Source organism: Vibrio sp. TH_r3 (genome assembly GCF_033101115.1).
Lineage (GTDB): Bacteria > Pseudomonadota > Gammaproteobacteria > Enterobacterales > Vibrionaceae > Vibrio.
Genome location: NZ_JAWMPW010000001.1, coordinates 206,530 through 226,073, shown reverse-complemented (window position 1 = coordinate 226,073; position 19,544 = coordinate 206,530). Strand labels below are relative to the sequence as shown.

The following is a 19,544-nucleotide window of genomic DNA, read 5'->3' as shown; positions in this document are numbered from 1 at the left end:
TTCTGGAAGAAAAAATCGTTTGACGATATAAGGATTAATCCGCTTTTGAATCGGTTAAGAGGTTGATTAAATCGTATTTTCTTAACATTCCTCTTAGTTGGTGATAACTAAGATTTAATAAACGCGCTGCGTTACGTTGGTTGTATTTTGCTTTTATCATTACTTGTGTAAGTAATTGTATATCATGTTGTTTCTGCCACTCTTTGTAATCAATGGGGAGTGAATAATCGTTTTTAGCGAGACCTGCCACAGTGGTTGAATCAAGGTGATCACGGTTGAGGCGCTCATTATTATTGTTCGAATCATCCACCTCCAATTCACTAATAAAATGCTCTTGGGTTATTGAAGGGGTATGATCATCACTTTGCCATTCTGCTATAAAGGGATCGAATATTAATTTTGCAATTGGTGTTTCCGAAGTGCCATGCTGATATACCGCTCTTTCAATCACATTTTTAAGTTCTCGAACATTTCCAGGCCAACGATAATGAATTAACTGATCAATACAATCATCACTGAATCCAACAAACAAGGGTAGAGATAATTCTCGACACATCTTCATTGCATAGTGCTGCGCGAGTGAAATAATGTCTTGTTGTCGCTCTCTTAATGGTGGAAGGTGGACGACATCGAAGGCTAATCTATCAAGTAAATCCGCACGAAAACTATTATTGGCGGCCATGGCGGGAAGGTTGGCATTAGTAGCACAAATCAATCTAACATTGGCGTTTAATAACTTACTACCACCCACTCGTTCATATTGGCCGTACTCAATAACCCGTAATAATTTTTCTTGTACCGATAACGGTGCAGTAGCCAGTTCATCTAAAAAGAGTGTACCGCCTTCTGCTCGTTCAAATCTGCCTTGATGTTTTGCTTTTGCTCCCGTAAACGACCCCGCTTCATGACCAAATAATTCCGAGTCTATAAGTCCTTCACTCAAACTTGAACAATTGAGCGTAATTAGTGGTTGATCCCAACGTTTGGAAAGGTAATGCAATCTTTGGGCGATAAGTTCTTTACCGGTTCCTCTTTCCCCAATGATGAGAACAGAGCGCTCTATTGGCGCAAGTCGCGACACTTTATCTAATACAGATAAAAACAGCGGTGACTCGCCAATCAGGGTTTGCTTTTCCATATTAGAGACCTATTTGAGTGGTTATTTTTACCAACTATTGGTTATATTCATCATAGCATATCAAAAATAAGATGTTTATTTTTATAAGCGACTGTATTTTAACAACTAAATTTTTGGCATGGATGTTGTATTGTAATAAATGTGCTGAACAAGTTTTTTGAAATACACTAACCGGTTCAAAAATGACGATAATGATTAATTAAGGAATTCAATTATGGGTATTTTTTCTCGTTTCGCTGATATTATCAATTCAAACGTAGGTGCTTTACTAGATAAAGCCGAAGATCCTGAAAAAATGATTCGACTGATTTTACAGGAAATGGAAGACACGTTGGTTGAAGTCCGTACCAATTCGGCCAAATCTATTGCCGACAAAAAAGAGCTAAGTCGACGGGTTAATTCAATGGAATTACATATCGAAGAATGGCAAGCAAAAGCAACATTAGCTTTGACTAAAAATCGTGAAGATCTAGCCAGAGCGGCTTTAATTGAAAAGCAAAAGCTACAAGATTTAGTGAAAAATTTGCACACCGAGCAAACTCTAGTTGAAGAGACGATTGATAAACTTACTGGCGAAATTAGTAAGTTAGAAAGCAAAATAAATGAGACTCGCGCCAAACAACAAGCGTTGATTATTCGTCGAGAAACGGCAGGAAATAGAAGAGATGTGCAAAAGCACCTGCATACCAGCCGTACTAACGAAGCATTTTCAAAATTTGAACAGTATGAACGTAAAATAGATCAATTAGAGGCGGAAGCTGATACGTTTGAAATGTCGGGTAAAGCGAAATCTTTAGATCAAGAATTTGCAGAACTACAAGCAAATGATGAAATAGAAAAAGAGCTGGAAAAGCTTAAACAGCAAATGAATCAAGATAAATAATTAGGAGTGAATTTATGACAGCGGCCATTATTACAGGACCTGTAATTGTATTTTTGATCTTTGTGGCTCCGCTTTGGTTGTTTCTTCACTATCGTGGTAAAAGAAAATCAGAGCATGGATTAACTACGGAAGATTATGAGCGATTAGAATCTTTAACCTCACAAGCGGAATCATTGAAAAAAAGAGTGGATACATTAGAACGAATCCTAGATTCAGAATCACCTAGTTGGAGACAGAAGCATGAGAGATAGGCAACTCTATCGGGATCCATTTAACGGTAAATTAACCGGTGTTTGTGCTGGTATTGCGAATTTTTTTGGTTTAGAAATTTGGCTTGTTCGTATTTTGGTAGTGTCTGCCGCGCTGCTTGGTGGCAGTTTTCTGGTAGTGTTAGCGTATATTGCTTTTACCTTGATGCTTGAAAAACAACCTTATGAATACCAAGAAAGCATAAAGGAAAAGCAAGAGCACATTATCAAGAATAAGGCATGGAAAACGGGTCAAACACCAGAACAGTTACTCAATAATATCGACCGAGAATTACAGCAAGTTGATGTTGGTGTTAGAAATATAGAGGCATACGTTACGTCTGAGTCATTTCAAGTCAACCGAGAGTTTAGTAAGCTGTAATTACTAAAAAGTGCGCTAATAAAATAACAAGAAGTTAAATATGTGAAGGAACAATAGATGGCACGATGTGGATGGTTAGATGAGACAAAAAAAGATTATGTCGAATATCATGATCAGGAATGGGGTGTGCCAGTCTATGACGATAAGGTTTTCTTTGAGTTCTTACTTTTAGAGTCCGCTCAAGCAGGGTTAAGCTGGTACACGATCCTCAAAAGACGACAAGGCTACCGAGAAGCTTTTGCTCAATTTGACCCAGCTAAAGTGGCAGAATTTGACGCGGCTAAAGTTGAAATATTACTGCAAAACGAAGCAATAATAAGGCATCGAGCAAAAATTGAAGCAGCGATTAATAATGCCAAGCAATTCATTGCCATTCAAAATGAGTTTGGCAGTTTTAGTGATTATGTTTGGGGTTTTGTCGGGCATAAACCGATAGATCAGCGTTCAGAAAATCAGGCTATTCCAGCCACAACCAAACAGTCTGATTTGCTATTTAATGATTTGAAAAAACGTGGTTTTAAGTTTTTAGGCAGTACAACGGTTTATGCTTTTATGCAAGCAACCGGGTTGGTCAATGACCATGATTTAAATTGCATCGCAAGACAGAATAGGTCGATGTAAGCAAACTTATAAACTTATAAACTTATAAACTTATAAACTTATAAATTTGTAAATTTTTGTAAGACTATGGGAGAAAAGTCTTCATTTTTGCCGTTTTACAACTAAACTTAAATTAGCAACGCCCGAGAGGTATTTATATTGAATATTTCAAAAAAGGGCTTAAAAGGCTAATTTAGGAATTTGTAATGGATAGGTCCATAGAACGCTTACAACCAGTGCAAAGTACCTCTAAAAAGCTAGATTCTTTATATCATGAGTTAGACGATATTCATCAACGTATTAGAGGCGAAGTTGCATCGGTAGATAGGGTAGCCTTAGTACTATATAACCCGAAATCAGGCAACCTTCATACTCACGCTGAAAGCAGTGCAACCACTTCACGGTTTTCTAGTTATTCTTATCCTCTGGATGCGTGTCCTGAACTTAAAAAATGTGCTGAACATGGTGCAACCAGAGTGATTGATGATATTGCGGAAAAACGTCGCTCTGACAGGAAACACGCTAACTGGTTAGTTAAAAATAGTTTTAACTCGTCTTATACGGTTCCTTTGTACAAAGGGGATAATTTTGTCGGTTTTGTGTTTTATGATTCTCATCAAAAGGCGGCATTTACAAACAAAGTTCAGCAACAGCTTGCTTATTTTAGCGAGTTAATTTGTCACGCTGTAAATACCGAGCACTCCTTGTTAGATGCGATTTTATGTTCTGCAGAGCTAACTAAAGAATTGTCTCCAGGGTATAAAAATGAGTCCAAGGAGCACATGGAGCGTGTAAGTACCTATGCGTTGTTGATTGCTAAAGAAGTTGCCGACATATACGACCTTGATGACGAATTGATTGAAAATGTGCATCTGTTTTCTCGTGTACATGATATCGGAAAATCGACATTATCGTCAGATATCCTGTTAAGCCCTGATTTTTTAGCTGGGTTAGAACGGGAGCAAATACGAAATTATGTGACGGATGGAGTAATAGTCGTCGATCAAATTATTGAAAATTTAGGTTGTCCCTCACACCGTTGTATTGAAATCTTAAAAGAGATTACTGCTTGTCACCAAGAATTCCTCGATGGTTCTGGTTACCCAAATGGCTTAGTTGGTGATGAAGTGCCTATTTCAGCGCGTATTGTTACAGTTGCTAATGTATTTGACGCGTTAACCAGCCATAGGCCATATAAGCAAGCGTGTTCGGTAACATCCGCATTACTTGAACTGGAGAAAATGGTCTGGAGTGGAAAACTAGATAAGAATTGTGTCAATGCGTTACGCAACCATCAACAGTACCTAGCGAGTATTATCCGCACTTTCCCAGAGTCTGATCCTAGTACTTAGATACTTAGGTGTTTATGTGCTTAATGGCTTTACTCTCTCGGCAGGCTAAAGTGTTTGTAACAAACCGGACCTACCAAACACGTAATTTTTCATAAGTGTTTGATAGGTAAATGGTCGCCGATTAACAGATAGCGTGTTGATAAACGGTTAGACCTTGTTCTAAATCAGCAATTAATTCATCAACATTCTCAAGTCCGATATGCAGTCGAATTAATGTACCTGTAAACTTAGGGTTGGCAACGGTCCTAAGGCTATTAAACGAGCTAGGTTCGTTAGCCAAGATTAAACTTTCAAACCCACCCCAAGAGTAGCCCATACTAAAATGCTGCATACTATCGAGTAAAGCGGTAGTGGCTGCTGGTTTAGAGTGTTTCAGGACAAACGAGAATAAGCCGTTACAACCACCAAAGTCTCTTTCATAAAATTGATGACCGGGACAAGTTTCTAAAGCTGGGTGACGAACATGGTCGACAAGTGGATGGTCTGCTAACCATTTAGCGACTTTTATGCTGTTTTCTTCATGTTGACGCAATCTAACATCAAGAGTTCTCAACCCTCGTAAACCTAAATAGGCATCGTCTGGCGAAATACACTGCCCCATTAAGTAGCTTTGATGTTGCAATTGAGGCCAGCATTTTTCATTGGCTACCGCCGTTCCAAGCATAACGTCTGAATGCCCAACGATATATTTGGTACCAGCTTGTACCGAAATGTCGATACCGAAATCAAAAGGAGAAAAATTGACACCTGCCGCCCAAGTATTATCGAGGATAGTGATAATATCGGATTGTTTTGCTATTTCGGTAAGAGTTGGCACATCTTGAACTTCCATAGTAATCGAGCCAGGAGATTCTAGAAAGAGTACTTTAGTGTTGTCTTGAATCAGCTGTTTAATTCCACTGCCTATCATTGGGTCATAGTACGTTGTTTCGATGCCCATTTTTTTCATGATGACATCGCAAAACTCTCGAGTTGGTTCATAGCATGTATCAACCATTAAAATGTGATCGCCAGTTTGAACAAATGAGAGAATGGCATTTGCAATTGCTGCCGTTCCACAAGGATAGAGAGCACAACCTGCACCGCCTTCAATTTGGTTCATTGCTTCTTGGAACGCAAAATGAGTATTCGTCCCTCTGCGACCATAGAATAAAGTCTTGTTGTTACGTTCTTTTGTCGCTTGATTCTTTTCCGCTACGGTATTAAAAACTACAGTTGAAGCCCGTTGGACTGGTGGGTTTACTACACCATTGGTCCATTTTTTATTTCGGCCAGCGGTAACAAGCTTGGTTTGTTTATGTTGGGACATCGATCTTCCTTGTATCAATTTTTATATAAGTTGATTAATTTAAAGCATGATATACCAATTCTACTTGAAGTTGCAGCGGTGTTGATGGCCTGTTTCTGCGATGTGCTACCCGGATTATGATAGAACAGATAAAAATGCCAGTATTGGACTAAAAATTATAATAGCGGACTAAAAAGATAAAAAACTCGCTCAAAAAATCGAGAGCGCATACCACGTTTACGCCATTGTTTAATGTTGATTTGTTGAGAGTCTTGTTTGTATTGATTAAGTAAATTAACCATTTCTAAGGTGAAATCAGGGCTGTCTACTGCAAGCGTTAGCTCGAAATTCAACCATAAACTGCGCATATCAATATTAACCGTACCAACTAAACAATATAAATCGTCTACGACCACCGATTTGGTATGCAAAAGCCCACCATCAAATTCGTATATTTTAACTCCTGCATCAAGTAACTCATCATAATAGGCGCGTGATGCCCATTTCACCATAAGTGAGTCGTTGTTTTTTGGGATAATAATTTCTACGTTGACACCACGTTGAGCGGTCATACGCAACTCTTCAAATAGTTCATCGCTTGGCACAAAATACGGTGTGGTGATACAAATAGATTTAGTTGCTTGGTTAATTGCTAAGGTAAGCACTTGTTGTATCAAGTTTTCAGGCATGCCCGGACCAGAAGGTACGACTTGAATAGGGAGGGCTTTTTTATCATGCGCTATAATACATTGTGGAAATGAAGGCATAATACGATCACCTGTTTCCACTTCCCAATCCCACGCATGAATAGCGGAAAGGACATTTACCGTCGGTCCAGTAATTCGAACCATGACATCAATCCACTGGCCAACCCCAGAATTTTTTTTAAAAAAAGCAGGGTCGACCATATTCATTGAACCGGTATAAGCAACATTGTCATCAACAACAATTATCTTTCTATGTTGTCGTAAATCCAACCGCCTTAAAAAAAAACGTAACGGATTAACTTCTAAAGCTTGGATAATATCAATGCCTTCTTTACGCATCATTTTTATCCAGTGGCTGCGGAAAAAGCGATAACTGCCTGCAGAATCGAGTAAAATTTTTACATCGACCCCTCTTTTGGCCGCTTTGATTAAAGCATAGCTGACAGCGTCGACAAGGCCTTCGTGGTTCCAAATATAAAACACCGCTCGAACATGGCTGGTCGACTGATCTATATCACGAATAATCGACCGCAAAATGTCATTGGGTGAGGATTTGAGCGATAAGGTATTACCACATAATGCAGGTAGCTTCATTCTATGATTACACAGATCATCTATTTTACTGATTTGGTGACTCATTAACTTGGGTAAATGAGCCTCGCAATCGTGTAATTGATAAAACCATTGTTGATAAGGGGTGAACATCTTTTGCGCACGTTCTGCACGTTTCCGACCAAGATTGAGTTCCCCAATCAGAAAATAGAACACGACACCAATAATAGGGAGGATGTAGATAATCATTAACCATGCTAGCGAGACACTAACAGCACGGCGTTTCAGTACCACCCTTATTGTTACGCCAGCTATGACAATCCAATAGATAGCAATGCTTGCAAGCGTCATTATGTGGTAAAATTTGTCCATTTTTCCTCGTAGGCTTTGTTTTATCTAATGTCAATAATGTGCGTATATTAATACGTTTTATACGTTAAGTTTTAGCATACTTACAATTAATTTTAATAAGTAAGACATTTATAAAAACGACCAGCCCCAGACTCAATTATTACAGACTAGCCAGAATATATTATTGAACTGAATTTTTACAAACTGGTTTGGAATATTATCGAGGAATTGTTGGTATGCATAAGGATAAGCGATATAACGACTAAAAGTGCGACATTTATCAATGATTTTGCTTGTAAGCAATAAATTTTAAGCCAACAAGACTTCCAATCTTACTCGCAAACTGTTTTACTTGCCGCGCTTGGCACGTTAAAAACTTAAAATGATATCTGTTCAAAAATATTTACGATTTTAGAGCGTGCTTTTACAGTCCACAAAAATTATTTGGTATAAAAAATGGCAACGAATTCGAGAGCCCAGTTTTCTTCAAAATTTGGCTTCATTATGGCGGCAGCAGGTTCGGCTGTTGGTTTAGGTAACATTTGGGGGTTTCCTACTCAAGCAGCAAGTAATGGCGGTGCAGTCTTTCTGATTGTTTATCTTATTATGGTTTGTGTTTTAGCGTTTCCAATGTTGGTTGCAGAGCTTACTATCGGTCGATATGGACAGTCGAATCCGATTGGTTCTGTAAAAGCGATTTGGCCAAAAGGAAAACTTGGTGCCTCTTTACTCGGTCTTACCGCTATGATCTGCGCGTCTCTTATCTTGGCGTTCTATTCAATTGTTGCTGGTTGGTTAGTTGGCGGATTTGTTGGTAGTGCTTTTGATTTAGTCGGTTTATCGGCTGCTTCTGACTGGGTTAATGGCTTTGGTTCTAGCAGAAATTTATTGCTAATGGTCATTTTTATGGCTTTGACTATGTATGTGGTTAAGAATGGTGTGGCCGATGGTATTGAGCGTTGGTCGACAAGATTGATGCCACTACTTTTCGGACTGTTTGCTGTTCTCATCATTTATATTCTTACTCAAAAAGGCGCTTCGGAAGGCCTTAAAATGTATTTTGTTCCTGATTTGTCACATTTTTCTCCACAACTACTGGTGAGTGCGATGGGGCAAGCCTTTTTCTCGTTGTCATTAGGCGTCGGTTCAATCATGGTTTACGGCTCGTATTTGCCTAAAAACGTCAATATTCCTAAAACTGCCGCGCAAGTTGCTGCGATTGATACAGGTGTAGCGGTTGGTGCCGGCTTGCTTATATTACCTGCGATGTTTGTAGCAAAAGAACATGGCGTAGAAATATTTTCTGCTGCTGGAGAACTACTGAGTTCCGACACACTAGTATTTACTGTACTGCCAGCACTGTTTGATACCATGGGTTCGGTTGGTCTGTTGGTTAGTTTAGTGTTTTTCTTGCTCATGATGATTGCTGCGCTCACTTCTTCAATTTCCCTGTTAGAGGTGCCCGTTTCTAGTGCAATTGAAGAGCTTAAACAAACCAGAGCATTTGCTGTTTTATGGATCGGTGGTTTAATAACGGCTTTCTCCGCTATAATTGTGTTTAATTTTGCTAGCATGTTTGGCTTGGTGATAGAGATTTCGACTGTTTATGGCCAACCAATTTTAGGTTTGTGTTGGGCATTATTAGTTGGATGGATATGGAAGCGTGACCAAGTATTGCAAGAAATAAAGCAAGGCAACCCAGAAGTTGAGCAAGGACTATTCTGGAAAATATGGCCTTGGTATGTGCGTGTTGTATGTCCTGTCTTTATGTTATTAGTATTTTTCGCCTAGTTGTTTTATGAGCAGTGATTGAATGTTCGCTTTTCGGTTGGTTATATCGTTAACTTATTACATTTTAATAGGCTCTGTTTATTGCAGAGCCTTATTCGTTTATACCGCTAGAGTGCGCCAGTTTGGTTGTATTAATTGACCTAAAGAAAAAGCCAATACGTGATAGAACCGTATTGTTGTATGGAGTGTCGTTATGTTTGATATTCTTCGCGTAGAAGACGATTTTGTTGTAATTAACAAGCATCCTAATGTCAGTGTACATAAAGATGACGGCGATACTATGCTGTTGCAAGAGGTGGCTAAAGTCACTCATGACAGCCAGTTATATCTGGTTCACCGTTTAGATAAAATGACTTCTGGTATTTTACTTTTAGCCAGAAACAAACATGCAGCACGGGATTTGTCTGAGGCGTTTGCCCATCGTTTGGTTGAAAAGTACTATCTTGCTATCGGCAGTAAAAAACCGAAGAAAAAACAAGGTGTCATTCGCGGAGATATGCAACGATCTCGCCGAGCGAGCTGGAAGTTGATGGCAAGCCAAGATAACCCCGCTATTACACAGTTTTTTTCTTTTGCTGGCGATTCAGGGGAGCGGTTGTTTTTATGCAAACCGTACACTGGGAAAACACATCAGATCAGAGTAGCACTCAAGTCTATTGGCTCGGGTATTGTTGGAGATTCGATTTATAATTTATCATCAAAAAGCGATAGGGGCTATTTACATGCCTTTGCGATTTGTTTTGAATACGCTGGCAAGAACTATCGTATAACGGCTCAACCAGATCTGGGCATAAAATGGCAGACAGAAGAAATGAAACAGGCGTTACGCCAATGGGAACATCCTTGGGAGCTACCTTGGCCAAGAGTAAAATAGAATATGAAAACAGATAGTTTAACGGTATTTTTTGCACACTTATTAGATGAAATAGCTCACGCACCAGATGAGGTTCGTCGGTTGTTTCATGGCAGAGGACAAATGTGGCCAGGTCTTGAACAACTCACTTGTGATTGGGTGTCGGGTCAACTAATTGTGGGTTTGTTTAAACCGGATTCTTCTGCTTTTTTGCAGGCACTAAGGAGTGGGTTGGTTCAAATCTCTAATCATCAGAGTTGGCAAGAAAAAAATGGCCGAACTATTGTCTTACAACATCGTTATCAGGATGGTGCTCCAGCGGAAGTTATTGTTGGTGAGTTGGATGTTCATCCGGTTGTACTTGAAAATGGCCTTAAATTCAAAATGGATTTAGGTAGAAACCAAAACTCGGGTCTGTTTCTTGATATGAGATATGGACGACAATGGGTACAGCAACGAGCGCAAGGCAAGCGAGTTTTAAATTTATTTGCTTATACCTGTGGATTTTCGGTGGCGGCAATTGAAGGCGGTGCCGAAAGTGTGGTTAATGTAGACATGGCGAAAGCATCATTAAGTAAAGGCAGGGAAAATCATCGCTTAAATGGACATGATGTAAGTAAAGTAAGCTTTTTAGGTTATGATATTTTTAAATCTTGGGGGAAAATAAGAAAAAATGGCCCTTATGATTTAATAGTGATTGACCCGCCGTCTTTTCAAAAAGGCAGTTTTGCTCTGAGTAAAGATTATAAAAGGATTTTACGAAAACTGCCGGAATTGCTTAACAAAGAAGGTGAAGTGTTAGCATGTGTTAATTCACCATCTGTAACGCCTGAGTTTTTAATTGAAAGTATGCAACAAGAAGCACCTCAGTTTCAATTTCAAACAAGACTAGATAATCCACCTGAATTTGCCGATGTAGATGAAAAGTCGAGTCTGAAAGCGTTGGTATTTAAATAGCTAGCCAACAATGCGACCGTGTCTTTATCTTGTTTTTAACGACCGTGTCGCATTTCATTGGAATGACTCTACTGTTTATTCGCTAGTTTTGATTTAACTCTTCTTGTTTTACTGAACGTTTTTGCTGCTGAGACTCACGCTGTTCATGGTCTTTTAAAGTGGTAAAACCGGCCCATATTCTGTTTGTTGTGGTTATCCAACATAAGGCGCTATATATATACGCAATGGTTGAGAAATTGTCATGAAACAAGCAGAATAAAACAAAACAGGCAATAGTTTCGGTTCCTTCGGTTAAACCGGTCATGTAGTACAAGGATTTGTTTTTATAAACTGGACTTTCAATATCTCGTTTACCCGCCATCACTGCAAAGGCTAAAAAGCTAGAGCCTGTGCCTATAAAAGAGAAGATAAGCAATGCGCCAGCTAAGGAATTTTGTTGCGGATCAGCCAGTATAAATCCAAATGGGATCAGTGAATAAAACAAAAAATCTAAACTAATATCTAAAAATCCACCTGAATCGGAAATACCTTGTATCCGAGCAAGTGAACCATCTAAGCCATCACAGATGCGATTAAGCACGATAAATAACAGAGCTAAGTCATATTGCTGAAACGCTAGGCTAGGTAATGCTAAGCAGCCTAGAAAAAAGCCAAATAGAGTCGTTTGATTAGCGGTGATATTGAACTTATTTAGTACTACAGCGGATCGTTCTAACGGCTTTTTGATTATTTTAATACTGAATCTATCTAGCATGCTTTATCACTCCATGGCCAACCTAATCGTTCACTGTTAGAAGGAATATCAGAGTCATCATGGGTCACCATTAAAGCAGGGACTTGTGCATCTGATAATTGCTGAAATACCCAATCTCTAAATTGTTCACGTAGCGTTTTATCCAGTTTGCTGAACGGTTCATCGAGTAACACTAACTTCGGCTTTGCAAGTAACATGCGCACTAAGCTTATTCTGGCTCGTTGTCCGCCTGAAACTTGTTCCGGCATGGAGTCAGCAAGAGCAGATAACTGTACTTTTTCTAGTGCTATTAGAGCTTCTGCATGTCTTTGTTCCGGTTTTACATTATTAGGTAAAGCAAACGCTAAATTTTCCCAAACAGATAAATGAGGAAAAAGCAGATCGTCTTGAAAAAGAATACCGACTTCTCGACGATGAGCTGGCAATTCGCTTATGGCGATATTGTTTAGCGTAAACTCACCTTCAAAAGAGAAATCATCGCCCAGGTGGCCCGCTATTACGCTTAATAGAGTAGATTTTCCACAGCCACTTGGGCCCATCAAGCTGAGTACTTGTCCTGGCTTAACTTCTAAGCAAAGAGGATTAAACAGCGCCACTTTCTTATTGTTATAAATGGTGAGTTTTTTTAGACAAAGGCTCATTAATTGTAAGTTTCCTAATTGGTGTCATCGGCTTTTTTTGTAAGCGATTTATGACAAAAGCAAAAGTAAAAAAGAGGAGAGGGAGTAGAGCTTGCCACAATGCATAAATAGCAGTTACTCGTCTATCATAGCCACTGCTAAGTGCAACTGCTTCAGTTGTTATGGTTACGACTCTACCTGCTCCTAACATCAGCGTTGGTAGGTACTGAGCAAGGCTAACACTTGCACCCACAGCCCAAGCAAACGTGATAGCAGGGAATAAAATCGGCATTTTTATTTTAAACCAAACATGCAAGGGGGGTTTGCCAAGGCTTAATGCTGTATCAGTGTAGCCTTGATTGTAACTGCGCCACGGACCATCGAGTGCTAAGTAGACGTAGGGAAAAGCAAAAAATACATGTGACCAAATAACCCAAAATAAAGTCAATGATGAATTGAGATATAAAGTGGTAACTTGGAGACCAAACAGCAAGGAGAGCTGAGGCACCAACATTGGGATAGCAATCACCAGATTGGGTATACGCAACGAATGTTTGATTTTATATTCATGGGCAATTAAAGCTAATATCAAGGCGGAAAAAGCTGAAATGGTAGCGATAATTAGACTGGTGCTAATGGTCGGGATAATGCTGTCCCACTCTTGTTGCCAAAAACGGACACTAAATGTAGAAGGCAGTAAATCTGGGAAACGCCACCGTTGTGCAACCGACCAAAGAAGTGTAATTGGCAGCAAGCAAAGGTTAATAATCAACAAACCAATAAAAAACTTCACGCCATGTAACGTGACACCGTAGCGACCGGATATTTGCCAAGTGCGTTTTTTGTGCACAATTAATTGTTCAATTAATTTGGTCATTAATACTAACAAGCTACAAATAACAAACAGTATTACTGCACCTGCCGCTGCCCGAGGAAATAGAGTTAGGTCTGGTTCAGAAAACCACTGCCAAACTAATACTGCGAAAGTGGGTGGGTTTGTTGGACCTAAAATTAAGCTCATATCCACAACCGATACGCTATAAGCGATGATGGATAATAAAGGAAAACGGATTTTGGATAGCCATTGTGGCAGTACACATTTCCACCAGAACTGTGCTTGAGAATAACCAAGGCTGGTTGCAACTTTGTATGATTGTTCAAGCTTTAACTGCTGAGTAATAGGAATGCTCATCAACAGTAAAAAAGGCAGCTCTTTGAAAGCTAAAGCGATGGTTAAACCAATGCCATATTGGTCGTTAACTAATATAGAGAAATAGTCTGAATCGAGAATAGGGGAGAAAATACGAGCAAATAACCCTGTTGGAGAAAACAAAAAAGCAAAACCGATTGCGAAGGCGATGTGTGGTACCGCTAGTAATGGTGATAAACTTTTGCTAACCCATTTCCAATAACGACTATTCCATGTTGTTTGTAGAATACAAAATGTGAGAAAGCACGCGAGATAACTGCTCACGAGTGAAGTGAAAATCGTCAATGAAATGGATTTGGTGACGCCACTCCAAGTAAATACATCCGCAAATCCTTGTAGCGAAAACTGGCTAAGTCCCAGAGGGGGAATGTAACTTAATGCAGATAAAACTACCCCTAATACACCAGGTATAGTAGGGGCAATACAAGTGAGAATAACAAATATATATAAGGGACGTAACATAACTGTGATTAGTTTCCGTACCGTTCAAGCCATGCTGCTTCAAGTGCGGTTTGCCAACTCGGGTGAGGTTCGGCAATGGACTTGAATAATTGGGTTTTTTTGGCGCTGCCAGTTAAATATTGGTTCGATAACACCGAAGGATCCCCCCATATATTCAGATCGCCTTTACGCGATTGTGCTTCTGGACTGAGTAAAAAATTGATGGCAACCAGCGCGGCTTCTTTAGCGCTTGCGTTCCATGGAATTGCTAGGAAATGGATATTAGACAAAGCGCCATTGTTCATCGCATAGGCGGTGGTGGTTTCGGCAAGCGTACCGTTATGTTGAGCCGAAAATACCGAGTTAGGGTTAAAGGTGATAGCAAGGTCAATCTGTCTGTCATCTAATAACTGAATGGTTTCAGAGGAGCCTGCGGGAAATTGTTGCCCGTCACGCCACGCGTTTTGGTGTAACTGATCTAGATACTGCCATAATGGTTTAGTGATCAACTCAAAGTCCGCATCGTTTACTGGTAAGTAAAGCGTTGGATCGCCATTGGTTAATTCAATCAGCAGCGCTTTGAGGAAGCTGGTTCCATGAAATTCTGGTGGTTTAGGATAGCTTATTCGGTTTGGATAGGCCTGACTATAACTCAGTAATTCATCGAATGATTGTGGCGGGTTATTTAGTGTTTTAGTGTCATGTATAAACACTAATTGACCAACACCCCAAGGCGCTTCTAGGCCATTGGTTGGCTCGGAGAAGTCATTATCGATAGGCAGTGACTTATCAACAAATTCCCAGTTAGGTAAGGACTGAGTGAACGGACCGTACAGTAAACCATTATTTTTCATTGATTTGAAGTTTTCACCGTTGATCCAAACCATATCAACACTGCCTTGATCGTTCTTATTTGCTGTTTTTTCGGCAAGTAATAATGAGGTGGTTTTGGAAATATCAGTGACTTTAACGTGATTAAAATTGATGCCATAACGGCTTTTAAGTTCTTTTGCAGTCCACTTTAAATAAGCATTAATTTCAGGGCTTCCACCCCAAGCATGAAAATAGACGTCTTGATCTTTGGCTGTCTCTTCGATTTTTTGCCAAGATGTCTGTGCGTAGCTGCTAGTACAGGCAAGTGTCGCGGCTAAAAATAATCTTATTTTATTCATTGGAGCCCTTTTATATAGCTTAATTGAAAAAACTTAATGAGAAAAAGGTAGTAGGGAACTTATCTCTTTTATATTCTAGCTACATAGACCAGAACTTTACTATTTTTCGTTCACGATACGGTAAAAAAAATGAAATAAAAAATGGGCATCGTAAAATGCCCATTTAAAAGTTGAATAATTGAGTTAATTTATTTGTTCTCGACGTTTTTTTTATTAAGTAATTCGCAGGTTTCTAATGAGACAACTTGGTCAATTAATAATTGACCTCGTGGACTACGCATTTTTAGATTGTAAACAACGCCATGTTGCAAATTGCCTTCAACATCGGTATTGGTACAGTAATAACGAACACTGTTGTCCATCAATTGTTGTGGTGAAATAGTGCCATCGTCATTGTATAGCATCATTAATTCGACAATATGACCGTTCGCTTTAGCTTGCATGATAGTCAACGGACCATGTTCAATAGGCAAACTATTTGACAGAATAGTGGCTCTGTGTGAGGCAATCGCTTCAATTTGACGCTCTTTATCACCACTGGACGAACAGCCAGCCACAATGAGTAAGAGTAAAGCGCTAGCAGCAAGCTTTAAAATCGGTTTTTTCATAGTCAAAATACTTTCTTGAAAGGCTTAACAATAACCTGCTGATAGACACCGGCTTCAATATAAGGATCAGCATCCGCCCATTGTTTCGCTGCACTTAATGAATTGAATTCAGCGATAACCGTTGAGCCAGTAAAGCCGGCTTCGCCAGGGTTATCAGCGTCAATAGCTGGCATTGGCCCAGCGGTCAATAACCGGCCTTCATCACGAAGTGCTTGCAATCGTGCGAGATGCTTGTCCCGTACCGATAATCTTGCTGCTAAAGAGTCTTTAACATCTTGAGAAAATATGACATACCACATGGTGAATTACTTCCTTTTTCAACGAGTTAACTCGAGTCTACTAAATACTTTAACTAAATGTGTAAGCAAAGCGAAACAATGTGAATCAATACTTATATTTTATTATCGCGCTCGTTCACTATTGGTCAGTTTAGTGGTTAGTTAGTTCACTAATATTGTAGCTTATTGACGATTGGCTTTTATAGGCCTTGGTTTTCCATTACTGTCGATGGCAACATAATTAAATGTGGCTTCACAAACCTGATAACGTTCACCCACACCGTCAACACTTACCGGTTTAACCCATACTTCTAAATTAACCGACATCGATGTGCGTCCAATTTTGGTGCATTCTCCATGGCAACATACTACGTCACCAACTCTAACCGGTTGTTTAAAAGTAATACTGGATACTGAAACTGTAACTACTCTTCCGCATGAAATTTCTTTTGCTAAGATCGCACCGGCAAGGTCGAGTTGAGACATTATCCAACCACCAAAGATGTCACCGTTAGCATTAGTATCAGCAGGCATAGCCAGTGTACGAAGTAGCATTTGCCCTTTAGGGGCGGTATTTAAGTTATTGCTCATTTACAAATTCCGAAAATAATCCTGACATAGGGGTTATTAACCGCATGTGCCAGGAATACCTTTATTTTGATTGTTCTTTTGGAAGGTGTTTATAAATATAAAACCCAGTAAGTAAGGTGAAGCCAAACGTGGCTGCGAGTAACCCGAAGACTTTAAAGTTCACCCAAACATCTAGTGGTAAACTGAATGCGACATAAATATTTACTAATGCACAGATGGTAAAAAAAGCAACCCAAGCCCAGTTAATTTTATTCCAAACCGTATCAGGTAAGGTTATTTCTTTTCCTAGCATCCCTTTGATTACTGGTTTACCGATTAAGTGAGTAATGAGTAAGCCTAGTGCGAATAACGCATAAACAATGGTGACCTTCCATTTAATAAAATTATCATCATGGAAAAACAGAGTCATACCGCCAAAAACCGCCACAATAACAAAAGTGACTAATTGCATTTTCTCTACTTTCTTATAAATACAATAAGTTAGTACAATTTGTACGGCAGTAGCAACAATTAGTGCGCCCGTTGCTACGTAGATGTCATACATCTTATAGAGTGCGAAAAATATAATTAATGGAATAAAATCAATAAGTTGTTTCATAAAATACTATGGTGTCCTATTAAGATAGCCCACAGTCTACCCAATTTAACGTCAATGCTAAATAGCTGAGTTAAATCTGGATACAAAAATGACCGCCTGTGCGGTCATTTTTGTCGATAATATCTGATTTAAACAGTCAGAGTATTTGCACATACAACGTTTAGCTTGGTAATGTTGCCGCTTTCATTGGTTTAACAAAATCAGCTAATTCAGCGAGCATTTTCTGCGAGTCATCAAGATTGTTCTCGATGATTTTAACCACTGCTGAACCAGAGATAGCACCAGCGGCACCGGCGCTAATGGCTTCTTTTACTTGTTCTGGTTGAGAAATACCAAAACCGAGTAAAGCAGGTGGAGCGTCGTATTGGTTAAGACGTTGCATTAAATGGCTAACCGGCATATTGGCTTTGGTTTCCGTCCCCGTTACACCTGAACGTGATAACAGGTAAGTGTAGCCACCCCCTAGTTCGGCAACCGATTTTAATGTTTCGTCACTGGCTGTTGGAGGCGCAATAAAAATAGGGTCGATTGAATGTTTTTTTGCCGCACTAATAAATTCGGCACTTTCGTTGGTCGGTACATCGGCGATAAGAACGGAATCGATTCCTGCCTCTGCGCAGTCTTGATAAAAACGGTCAATACCACGTGCGAACACTAGGTTAGCATACATTAACAAACCAATCGGAAGTTGAGGGTGTTTTTCTCGAATCTTTCCTATTAACTCAAAGCATATACTTGGTGTGGTATTGGACTCAAGTGCTCGCATGTTAGCGGCTTGAATCGTTGGACCATCCGCCAGAGGATCAGAAAATGGAATGCCTAACTCTAGAGCATCAGCACCCGATTCAACTAAGGTTTCCATTATTTTTAACGACAGTTCAGGGTTTGGATCGCCTACGGTAACGAATGGAACAAAGGCGCCTTGGTTATTGTCTGCTAAACGCTGAAAAAGAGTTTGATAGCGATCCATTATAGCGCTCCTTTTGAGTTTAAAATATCGTGAACAGTGAAGATGTCTTTATCACCACGACCAGAGAGGTTTACCACTAGAAGCTGCTCTTTATCTGGATTATTTCTTACCATCTTCAAAGCATGTGCAAGAGCATGAGCCGATTCTAGAGCAGGAATAATGCCTTCACTACGAGCGAGTTCCTGAAAAGCTTCTAATGCTTCATCATCGGTAACAGAATCGTACTCTGCACGGCCAATTGAGTGTAGATGTGCATGCTGTGGCCCTACCGATGGGAAATCTAACCCCGCTGAAACTGAATACGATTCTTCTACTTGGCCATCCACATTTTGCATTAGTGGCGATTTCATACCGAAATAGATGCCGGTTTTACCGTGTTTCAGTGGCGCGCCATGTTGTGGAGTGTCGATACCTTTACCGGCGGGTTCTACGCCAATCAGTTTTACGTCGGTTTCTTCGATGAAGTCGGCAAACATACCAATAGCATTTGAGCCGCCACCCACGCAGGCAATAACCGCATCTGGTAGACGGCCTTCACGAGCAAGAATCTGATTTTTGGTTTCTTCACCAATCATGTGTTGGAATTCTCGAACAATGGTTGGGAAAGGGTGAGGTCCGGCAGCAGTACCGAGTAAATAGTGTGCCTCTTCATAGGTGGCAGACCAGTCGCGTAGTGCTTCATTACACGCATCTTTGAGTGTTGAGGAACCAGAATGAACTGGAATCACTTCTGCGCCCATTAATTTCATTCGGAAGACGTTAGGGCTTTGACGTTCTACGTCTTTAGCACCCATGTAAACTCGGCATTTTAAGTCGAGTAATGCGCAAGCTAATGCAGTTGCCACACCATGTTGACCGGCTCCTGTTTCTGCGATGACTTCTTTTTTACCCATGCGCTTGGCTAATAAAGCTTGCCCGAGTACTTGGTTGGTTTTGTGCGCGCCGCCGTGCAGTAAGTCTTCACGTTTAAGATATAACTTACTTTTTGTCCCTTTAGTTAAGTTACGAGTTAATGTCAACGCGGTTGGACGCCCTGCATACTCTTGCAGTAACGTCATAAATTCAGCCTGAAATTCAGGATCTTGTTGTGCTTTGATGAATTCGTCTTCTAATTGGTCCAATGCTGGTACGAGTATCTGTGGTACGTATTGTCCACCGAATTCACCAAAGTAGGCATCTAATTTAGCCATGATAATTCCC

Annotated in this window: 21 protein-coding genes; 8 read left to right on the top strand and 13 right to left on the bottom strand. The window is 40.0% G+C overall.

Annotated elements, in window-relative coordinates; all coding sequences use genetic code 11:
* Positions 1–34: 34 nt before the first annotated feature.
* Positions 35–1,138, bottom strand: coding sequence for a phage shock protein operon transcriptional activator (pspF, locus tag R3X26_RS00975; RefSeq protein WP_317715251.1), 1,104 nt, complete (start codon positions 1,136–1,138; stop codon positions 35–37).
* A 214-nt stretch (positions 1,139–1,352) separates the two neighbouring features.
* Between pspF and pspA the strand changes: the two genes are divergently transcribed.
* The 5 genes from pspA to R3X26_RS00950 all read left to right on the top strand — a co-directional run bounded on the left by pspA (position 1,353) and on the right by R3X26_RS00950 (position 4,603).
* A complete protein-coding gene (pspA, locus tag R3X26_RS00970; protein ID WP_317715250.1) occupies positions 1,353–2,021 on the top strand; it encodes a phage shock protein PspA in 669 nt (222 codons plus the stop codon).
* Positions 2,022–2,035: 14 nt separating this feature from the next.
* Positions 2,036–2,272 carry an envelope stress response membrane protein PspB gene (gene pspB, locus R3X26_RS00965; protein WP_317715249.1) on the top strand — a complete coding sequence of 79 codons (237 nt, stop codon included), beginning with the start codon at positions 2,036–2,038 and terminating at the stop codon, positions 2,270–2,272.
* The gene (gene pspC, locus R3X26_RS00960; protein WP_317715248.1) at positions 2,262–2,651 is read left to right on the top strand and encodes an envelope stress response membrane protein PspC; all 390 of its coding nucleotides are present in this window, start codon (positions 2,262–2,264) and stop codon (positions 2,649–2,651) included. Before pspB ends, pspC begins: the two co-directional genes overlap by 11 nt.
* Before the next feature lie 57 nt (positions 2,652–2,708).
* Positions 2,709–3,272: a DNA-3-methyladenine glycosylase I gene (locus R3X26_RS00955; RefSeq protein ID WP_317715247.1), complete on the top strand. Its 564-nt coding sequence runs from the start codon at positions 2,709–2,711 to the stop codon at positions 3,270–3,272.
* Positions 3,273–3,457: 185 nt separating this feature from the next.
* A complete protein-coding gene (locus tag R3X26_RS00950; RefSeq protein ID WP_317715246.1) occupies positions 3,458–4,603 on the top strand; it encodes an HD domain-containing phosphohydrolase in 1,146 nt (381 codons plus the stop codon).
* A gap of 121 nt (positions 4,604–4,724) precedes the next feature.
* Here the strand turns inward: R3X26_RS00950 and R3X26_RS00945 are convergent, their stop codons facing one another.
* Positions 4,725–5,912, bottom strand: coding sequence for a cystathionine beta-lyase (locus R3X26_RS00945; RefSeq protein WP_317715245.1), 1,188 nt, complete (start codon positions 5,910–5,912; stop codon positions 4,725–4,727).
* Between the two features lie 155 nt (positions 5,913–6,067).
* The gene (gene cls / locus R3X26_RS00940; protein WP_317715244.1) at positions 6,068–7,522 is read right to left on the bottom strand and encodes a cardiolipin synthase; all 1,455 of its coding nucleotides are present in this window, start codon (positions 7,520–7,522) and stop codon (positions 6,068–6,070) included.
* A gap of 435 nt (positions 7,523–7,957) precedes the next feature.
* On the opposite strand from cls, the gene R3X26_RS00935 reads away from it, so the two are divergent.
* The 3 genes from R3X26_RS00935 (at position 7,958) to R3X26_RS00925 (ending at position 11,102) form a co-directional block, all read left to right on the top strand.
* Positions 7,958–9,292, top strand: coding sequence for a sodium-dependent transporter (locus R3X26_RS00935; protein ID WP_317715243.1), 1,335 nt, complete (start codon positions 7,958–7,960; stop codon positions 9,290–9,292).
* 193 nt (positions 9,293–9,485) lie between these two features.
* A complete protein-coding gene (locus R3X26_RS00930) occupies positions 9,486–10,166 on the top strand; it encodes a TIGR01621 family pseudouridine synthase (protein ID WP_317715242.1) in 681 nt (226 codons plus the stop codon).
* 3 nt (positions 10,167–10,169) lie between these two features.
* The gene (locus R3X26_RS00925) at positions 10,170–11,102 is read left to right on the top strand and encodes a class I SAM-dependent methyltransferase (RefSeq protein ID WP_317715241.1); all 933 of its coding nucleotides are present in this window, start codon (positions 10,170–10,172) and stop codon (positions 11,100–11,102) included.
* A gap of 82 nt (positions 11,103–11,184) precedes the next feature.
* Here the strand turns inward: R3X26_RS00925 and R3X26_RS00920 are convergent, their stop codons facing one another.
* The 10 genes from R3X26_RS00920 to trpB form a co-directional block, all read right to left on the bottom strand.
* Positions 11,185–11,856: a CDP-alcohol phosphatidyltransferase family protein gene (locus tag R3X26_RS00920; RefSeq protein WP_317715240.1), complete on the bottom strand. Its 672-nt coding sequence runs from the start codon at positions 11,854–11,856 to the stop codon at positions 11,185–11,187.
* Entirely contained in the window at positions 11,850–12,497 is a 648-nt protein-coding gene (locus tag R3X26_RS00915) for an ATP-binding cassette domain-containing protein (protein ID WP_317715239.1), read from the bottom strand. Before R3X26_RS00915 ends, R3X26_RS00920 begins: the two co-directional genes overlap by 7 nt.
* Positions 12,463–14,148, bottom strand: a complete 1,686-nt coding sequence (locus R3X26_RS00910; RefSeq protein WP_317715238.1) for a thiamine ABC transporter permease — start codon at positions 14,146–14,148, stop codon at positions 12,463–12,465. The genes R3X26_RS00915 and R3X26_RS00910 overlap by 35 nt, the downstream gene beginning before the upstream one ends.
* Positions 14,149–14,156: 8 nt before the next feature.
* Positions 14,157–15,299: an ABC transporter substrate-binding protein gene (locus tag R3X26_RS00905; RefSeq protein WP_317715237.1), complete on the bottom strand. Its 1,143-nt coding sequence runs from the start codon at positions 15,297–15,299 to the stop codon at positions 14,157–14,159.
* Positions 15,300–15,487: 188 nt separating this feature from the next.
* Positions 15,488–15,907, bottom strand: coding sequence for a GspS/AspS pilotin family protein (locus tag R3X26_RS00900; RefSeq protein WP_317715236.1), 420 nt, complete (start codon positions 15,905–15,907; stop codon positions 15,488–15,490).
* Positions 15,908–15,909: 2 nt separating this feature from the next.
* Complete coding sequence (locus R3X26_RS00895; protein ID WP_317715235.1) at positions 15,910–16,206, bottom strand: YciI family protein; 297 nt, start codon at positions 16,204–16,206, stop codon at positions 15,910–15,912.
* A 162-nt stretch (positions 16,207–16,368) separates the two neighbouring features.
* On the bottom strand, positions 16,369–16,776 hold the full coding sequence (yciA, locus tag R3X26_RS00890; RefSeq protein ID WP_317715234.1) for an acyl-CoA thioester hydrolase YciA: 408 nt from the start codon (positions 16,774–16,776) through the stop codon (positions 16,369–16,371).
* A 61-nt stretch (positions 16,777–16,837) separates the two neighbouring features.
* Entirely contained in the window at positions 16,838–17,374 is a 537-nt protein-coding gene (locus R3X26_RS00885) for a septation protein A (RefSeq protein WP_317715233.1), read from the bottom strand.
* A gap of 160 nt (positions 17,375–17,534) precedes the next feature.
* Positions 17,535–18,344 (bottom strand): tryptophan synthase subunit alpha, encoded by an 810-nt coding sequence (gene trpA / locus R3X26_RS00880; RefSeq protein WP_317715232.1) that lies wholly within the window; start codon positions 18,342–18,344, stop codon positions 17,535–17,537.
* Positions 18,344–19,534 carry a tryptophan synthase subunit beta gene (trpB, locus tag R3X26_RS00875; protein ID WP_317715231.1) on the bottom strand — a complete coding sequence of 397 codons (1,191 nt, stop codon included), beginning with the start codon at positions 19,532–19,534 and terminating at the stop codon, positions 18,344–18,346. Before trpB ends, trpA begins: the two co-directional genes overlap by 1 nt.
* Positions 19,535–19,544 lie beyond the last annotated feature (10 nt).